The sequence below is a fragment of the Natronorubrum thiooxidans genome, assembly GCF_900156475.1.
Taxonomy (GTDB): domain Archaea; phylum Halobacteriota; class Halobacteria; order Halobacteriales; family Natrialbaceae; genus Natronorubrum; species Natronorubrum thiooxidans.
The window spans coordinates 1-6,066 of record NZ_FTNR01000041.1; the positions used below are offsets into that span (position 1 = coordinate 1).

General features: G+C 53.5%; 9 protein-coding genes and 3 pseudogenes. 2 read left to right on the plus strand and 10 right to left on the minus strand.

The features are described 5' to 3' along the window. Positions 1-159 precede the first annotated feature (159 nt). Both BW940_RS20480 and BW940_RS22730 read right to left on the minus strand, forming a co-directional pair. Positions 160-567, minus strand: a pseudogene (locus tag BW940_RS20480) (hypothetical protein); the annotation flags it as partial. A gap of 86 nt (positions 568-653) precedes the next feature. Continuing rightward, complete coding sequence (locus BW940_RS22730) at positions 654-791, minus strand: DUF7563 family protein (protein WP_449406682.1); 138 nt, start codon at positions 789-791, stop codon at positions 654-656. 478 nt (positions 792-1,269) lie between these two features. Between BW940_RS22730 and BW940_RS21370 the strand changes: the two genes are divergently transcribed. Further along, a complete protein-coding gene (locus BW940_RS21370) occupies positions 1,270-1,743 on the plus strand; it encodes a hypothetical protein (protein WP_076611005.1) in 474 nt (157 codons plus the stop codon). A gap of 78 nt (positions 1,744-1,821) precedes the next feature. Here BW940_RS21370 and BW940_RS22290 read toward each other — a convergent pair. The 8 genes and pseudogenes from BW940_RS22290 to BW940_RS22620 form a co-directional block, all read right to left on the minus strand. Beyond that, a pseudogene (locus tag BW940_RS22290) lies at positions 1,822-2,144 on the minus strand (DUF7558 family protein). A gap of 47 nt (positions 2,145-2,191) precedes the next feature. Next, positions 2,192-2,532, minus strand: a pseudogene (locus BW940_RS22615) (PemK-like protein). After that, positions 2,529-2,888 carry a MarR family transcriptional regulator gene (locus BW940_RS20505; protein WP_076611006.1) on the minus strand — a complete coding sequence of 120 codons (360 nt, stop codon included), beginning with the start codon at positions 2,886-2,888 and terminating at the stop codon, positions 2,529-2,531. The pseudogene BW940_RS22615 and the gene BW940_RS20505 overlap by 4 nt, the downstream one beginning before the upstream one ends. Before the next feature lie 92 nt (positions 2,889-2,980). After that, positions 2,981-3,316 (minus strand): DUF7558 family protein, encoded by a 336-nt coding sequence (locus BW940_RS22295; RefSeq protein WP_076611007.1) that lies wholly within the window; start codon positions 3,314-3,316, stop codon positions 2,981-2,983. Further along, complete coding sequence (locus BW940_RS20515; protein ID WP_076611008.1) at positions 3,316-3,606, minus strand: hypothetical protein; 291 nt, start codon at positions 3,604-3,606, stop codon at positions 3,316-3,318. Before BW940_RS20515 ends, BW940_RS22295 begins: the two co-directional genes overlap by 1 nt. Positions 3,607-3,979: 373 nt before the next feature. After that, on the minus strand, positions 3,980-4,384 hold the full coding sequence (locus tag BW940_RS20520) for an HVO_A0114 family putative DNA-binding protein (RefSeq protein ID WP_076611011.1): 405 nt from the start codon (positions 4,382-4,384) through the stop codon (positions 3,980-3,982). Positions 4,385-4,407: 23 nt separating this feature from the next. After that, positions 4,408-4,713, minus strand: coding sequence for a toxin-antitoxin system TumE family protein (locus BW940_RS20525; protein WP_076611009.1), 306 nt, complete (start codon positions 4,711-4,713; stop codon positions 4,408-4,410). A gap of 127 nt (positions 4,714-4,840) precedes the next feature. Further along, on the minus strand, positions 4,841-5,305 hold the full coding sequence (locus BW940_RS22620) for a hypothetical protein (protein WP_076611010.1): 465 nt from the start codon (positions 5,303-5,305) through the stop codon (positions 4,841-4,843). Positions 5,306-5,513: 208 nt separating this feature from the next. Here BW940_RS22620 and BW940_RS21380 point away from each other — a divergent pair, with 208 nt between their 5' ends. Then, on the plus strand, positions 5,514-5,921 hold the full coding sequence (locus tag BW940_RS21380) for a hypothetical protein (RefSeq protein WP_143823980.1): 408 nt from the start codon (positions 5,514-5,516) through the stop codon (positions 5,919-5,921). The last annotated feature ends 145 nt before the right edge of the window (positions 5,922-6,066 follow it).

Here is a 6,066-nt window from a genome sequence, read left to right on the forward strand (position 1 = left end):
CGCGATGAATGTGTGTCGAGTTCATCCTGTTTCACAGTACGGCGTGGTGTCAGTTGAACATATCGATAGAAATTCCAACAAAGTGGAATGCATGGGAATACTCACAAGTGACGGCGCGTATCCACGGGCTGAAGCCCGTGGTATTGCGCCTGTTCAGCGTATAATCGTGCAGTCGTCGACGGCTGCTTCTGTCGCACTGGAGGCAAGGAGCATCGCAGCGGCCCCACCTTTTGCGACGGCGCCGTAGAACGTAGACGACTCAACAAGCATATCGACGACGCCGAGGAGTGTCCACTCTGTTGCAAGTACGTCTGTTTCAGAAGAAGAGCCCTCGAGATGGTTGGTGAGACAGAACAGGCATTTGGTTCGGTCGGCTGGAATCGATGCCCCACAGGATCGGCACTCGGTATCCATTTCCGTTGGAGTATCCGGATATCCAGTCGTAGCCGTCGCGACTCGCTGTCGATCGGGCTCACCGTCGGTACACTTGCTGAGTGTCTCATCTGGGATATGCGACGCTTCGCCGGTCGGACGAAGCTCCTCAAAGTCGGAATCTCGGTCAGTCATTAGTGGGGGGATGGACCGTGTTATTTCATATCTCGATGCAGATTCCAGTTCGGTAGAGAAAATCTGGTCATGAGACCACTGAGAAGCTACTGGTCGCGGAGTCCTGCTTCCCGAGCGTCACGGTTGGTAGAACAATGGATACACGCTGGGAGATTCCCATCAACAGCGAAAACCCGGTAGTAGCTCTCAGTGACATGAGAGCCGCAGCCATCACATTCTGGCATTGTCCAAATTCTTGTTACCCCTTCGGTAAATATCTTGCTCCAATACTTGTGTGGATTTGGCTAATAGCATGCGGTCTACACGTAACTAACTCGTCTCTGCATCTGGTTGTGTTGCGTTTCTACGAGATACCAACAGTCTTCACACATGGTTTCGACTACGTTGGTAGTAACCCGTCCGTTGCACTTCGGACACGGATTCGCGCTTGAGTTGGACTGGACGTCTTCGTCGAATACTGTCTGGTAAACTTCTCTGAAAGTCATGGTGTTCTCGAGGGGCGATGAACAACTCCGACTGCCCCTCACCCACTTGTGGGGCACAGAAACTCATCTCGAAGTAGACAGTAACACGGTTCCTTTGTTCAGGGCTCTCTGTGAAACTCGCGACAAGTACAGGTGAAGCACAAAACAGTCAGTGAGGAATTTGAGTAGCACAGTTGAAGCTAACAAAACTTATACGAGGTGGAAGGAACTTGACAGTGTGTCATCTAAAGAACGTTCGTTGCTAATTCCGAGTCTGGTTTATTTTGGTGCCACTATACTAATCGGAATACCAGCAATAATCGCTTCACTATCCGTTTTGACCCATCTCTCCGGTGTAGTACTCAATACCGTAGGGATTGAACAAATACCGCCGGTCGGCGGTATCTTGTTGCTCGCAGTATCAGTCCTAATTGGTCTTCAGCTAGCCGTCGAAGCCGCTGCTGTTCAATTAGGCGGGATTGAAGCATTAGGAAGAGGATCTCCGCGTGCTACCCTCGCTCGATATGGGTTCCTAACCCTGTGCGTGTTCATCGCGCTGGCAGCCGTTACGTGGGCAGGTCTTTCCGCAGTAGTAGGCGGATATGGATGGAGCATTATCGTACTTGGACTGCTGGTCGGGTGTGCTGGGTTCATTGTCCTCTATAGGAGTACACACGCCTTCCTCACAGGATTCCGTGGCAACGAGGTATAAGCAGCTGTAATGAACGGATAGTTCAGTTCGGTTGGAAAAAGAAATTCCATGTCAGTCGTTCTATGGCACTCTCGTACTCTACTCAACTGCTACAACGTGCTCCTTGATGGTACGTGTCCAGTACGTCGCCAGGCCTCCGGGACTACACCTCGCACACAACTGTAGAGCCCTCGAGATGGCCGAGTTCAACGCGGAACCGCGTGAGCCAGGCGGGACCTTCGGTCCCGCTGAAAGCTGGCGTGAAACGCCGGCGACGCCGCAATCGTGTCGACGACCAATCCACACCCGTCGCAAGCATGGTGGTCACGCTCGTCCGGATCCGGCCGCGTCTGGAAGTTGTCACAGATCGGGTGGGAGACTCGCTTGTTCTGCCACCACGTATTCGTGTTACCTGCTCCGATATCACTCCTACTTCCCCGGTATCGCCGTTGACGACAGCATGGTTCGCTCAAGAAGAAATGTAGCTGATTAACTGTATGGTCACATCCTCGATGCGTTCGTCAACAAGAGCGGTCATATGGAATTTTACCTCTGTCGCACTGTTGAGGGTTGCGAGCGACCACGGAAGGACGTGGCTCCGTTCTCCGAGTGGCTCGCCTTCGTAGTCGTCGTCGCGGAGCGTGAGTGACTCCTCGTGGTAGTCTTCGTGGAGATCAGGACGGTGATCAGCTGTACGCCGTGGTTCGGGAACCGAGGTGTTCCTAGAACAAGCATCGGACGACCTTTGTCCGAGAGCGGATCGGTCCCCCAGATGATGTCGCCGCGTTCCAGTTCATCGAACGCGGTCACTGCACTTCCTCCATCTCGTCAGTTTTCAACTCCTCGAGATCCTCCTCGCCGTACTGCTCGTCTGCAGTCTGGTGGTGGTGGTGAAGACGGTAGGCGGCTCGAAGCCGGTCCTCGTTGTCTGTGATCGCCCAGTACGGGCGCTTGTGCCGCACAAGACCTCGTTCCTTCAGTCGCGAGAGGATGGCACTGACAGCATCCGTATCTAGGTCGAGTTGGTCAGCAATCGTCGCCGCCTTCCACGCCCGGTCGTCGTTCTCATCGAGGAACAGCACGATCCGCTCGGTGTCGTTTCGTTCCTCGAATTCATCGTCGTCGGCGTTCTCGAACTCGTCGATATCGATGGTACCGCTCGACATAAATTACTGTTGGTTCCGTGGATGCATAGCTATTTTGGGTGTTTGTTACAGGTAATCCACCCCATATTAGAAGGGAGGTCAGACTCTGTCATTCACTCTGTCGGCGTCGTGATGAGGTGCTCCTCGAGATCGCGCGTCCAGTACGTCGCCGGACCTCCGGGACTACAGCGCACACAGAACTGGAGTGGTCCTTCGAGATGTCCGAGTTCCACCCGGAACCGCGTGAGGGCTGCAAGTGCGTTGACAACCAATCTACACCCGTCGCAGGCGTGGTGTTCACGCTCGTCAGGGTCTGGCCGCGTTTGGATGGCACAGCCAACACAGATTGGGTGAGAGACTCGTTCGTCTTTTCCCCAGGTATATGCCTCGCCGACTTCGGTACCTGGTGGAGCGTCACAGAAGGCGCAGCCAGTAAGTGGTTGCTGCATCACTCACCGTCCTTGTCGGCGTTGCGAGCAGCCGTCCAGCCTCGATGGAAAACAGCAAGCTGAGTGCTCGAGTCAAACGCGGTCCCACTTGGCTCGTGGGCGAATACCCGCTTGCCAGGGACCGGCATTACCACACCGTTATCGATGAGTTCAGTCACGAGCTGTCGGGCGGTTGTATCGCTGAGATCTGCTGTCACGACGCGAGTTGCATCCTGATCATGGGCAACGAGTCTGGCTTCGAACCGGCTGTAATCGTCTGCAGTGTCGTCAATCGGGTTTGGATTAGTCATTGAAAACCACATGAGGCACACCGTTGAGCGCGCCTCATGCCTCATGGCGCCAAAAAACTCGCTGCTGGATGTACAGTCAAGTCGAAGACACTACATGATGTGTATGGAGTCAGTGATCGATATTCAACAGCGGGCTGGAGTACTGACGACTGCTGATTACTTTTCGCCGGGCCGTCGACCTGTTCGCAGTTGCCACGTCGGCTTCACTTAGAACGTATCTGGTTCCTCAACAGGATGAGTATGACTCTGATTCGACGCTAATGACGCGGGTCGTGCGAGGCGGTTGATCAGTTCATCACGTACGTCCGTCGACCACGTGTAGCGAGAACAGAGAGCGAAGGGTTCGTTTCTAGATGGCCAAGAACAGGATCTTTCAGGGTGCTGCTGCACCGACACTCCCGTTCGATCCTGCAAACGGGATATCAATTTCAAGACCGTCGTAGGCCAGTTTCGGTTTCTTTGCCTGACCAGGCCCGCCATTTTCAAACTCAATGACGCCGATGTCTTCGAGTTCGGAAAGGTTCCGATGGACCTGTTTGTAGTCTCGCTCCACCAGATCAGCGGCTTCGCGGATGCTCTCGGGCTGGTGTTTGGAGATTGCTTCCAACAGCTCTAGATTCTTTGGGCTAAGCAGGCGACTGAGCTCTGCATACGATCCGAAGTTCAACACCGGCTGGGCATCGTCAAGGTCTTCACCCTCTTGGGCAGCCTTGATGCGGCTACGCGTGCGCTGGTTGAGGCGATCACGTTCACCGACGGTGACTTTGAGCGTTGGCATGGTGTATACCTCCTGGAGACGTCCTACTCCGACCAGTTCCATGAGACAGGCGACATCTCCTCGATTTCGCGTTGAAAGCGATCGTAGAGCGTCAACATCCCGGGGAATTCGATGATTTCAACATCGTTTCGGGTGTGGCGCTCATGGCCTTTCGTCTGTTCATGGGCGTTGTCGTATCGAAGGATGGTGTCGCCGCCGACTTCCCCGTGGTGTAGGCTGTAGTCCCATCCACACGGGTACTTCTTATCCTCCGTCTGCCGGATGGTCACATCGATGACGTATCCATCTTCGACATCCTGCCAATCTTCAATGGTAGTGTAGGACGCCATCCGTCATCTTATGTGATGGCCTCCATAGGCATAAATCTATGGACTTCATAACATAGGTGTGTAGTTTGCTTCTTTACAAGAGCATGAGCCGCTTGACTAACCAGATTCAGAGACATTGAGAACGAGTTCACCTCTCGCTGGCCCACAGATCTATTCGCAGTTGCCACGTTGGCTTCACCCTGAACGTATCTGGTTTCTCAACAGGATAGGGGTGACTCTGATTCGTCGCCAGTGACGCGGGCCGTGCGAGGCGATTGATCAGTTCCTCACGGACGTCCTGCCGAGACAGCGTCTGTTCGTGCCAGCCGAGCCGTTCGTCGTAATGGCGCTTTTTGAATCTCTCGCCGACCGTATCAGCTACGATGTACTGCGTCAGTTTGATTCCCCAGACGTTTGATGATCGATACTCGGCACCGACGTCTGCATGTGTGAGCTCAACGAGAACACACTCGACGAACGAGATGAGTGATTCTCGACTCCGATCGTTTGGAACGCGTAACTCGAGGCCAGACCAGGGTGGTTCAGTGGGCTGTCGGTGGGCTGGTACTCGATCGATACCACGGTCTCGTGAGTGCTGTCGCTCAGAAGTCATTCGCTATCTCGGGGCAGTTCGATCGCCCCGCACCCCTTCCGGGGATGACAAACACGACAGCACAGTCGCGACGGTACTGGTAACTCGTTGCTCCGTTTCTTTATTCTGAACGGCTCACGAAACTCGTGTTCAGTACAGGCGAAACACAGAACAATCAAAAGCCAGCGCAGAACAAAGTATATACTGTCAAAGTGTTTTCTCTTAGGAAATGTCTCTCACTCGGCGAAGTTTCATACTCGGGAGTGTTGGTACGATAGCACTGTTTTCTGGATGTACATACTTTGATGATACTGCGGTGACCGTCCCTGAATTAGAAGTAGAACTTGGTAATGGGACAGGAGAATCTCACGTATTTCACGTCGCCATCGAAACATCTAACGGGCTTAAAGAATGGCACTCACAAGAAGTGGAACCGGGAGTAAGCAACATACTGACAATAGAACCCCCTCAAAACGAGGACCTCATAGCAATCCACGGTTTCGTTGATGACTATCCTCTTTATGATGAGTTCTTTGCACTCGATTCTGCTGATGAATGCGTTCGCGTGTTAATCGAGTACGGGGCTATTGGAGAAGAGGAACCGACTCTCTTGCAGAGTGCAACAGACGGTTGCTGAGGCGAGGTAAACGATCAGTTCGCAGGTGTAGTGAACGGGTAGTTCAGCTTAGTAGACCGTCCAGTAAATCCGTACCCGGTAGCGGTCCCTACTGGAGATAGAGTTGTGCGGCAGTGTCGAAGCACGATTCTGGAGATCCAGCAAA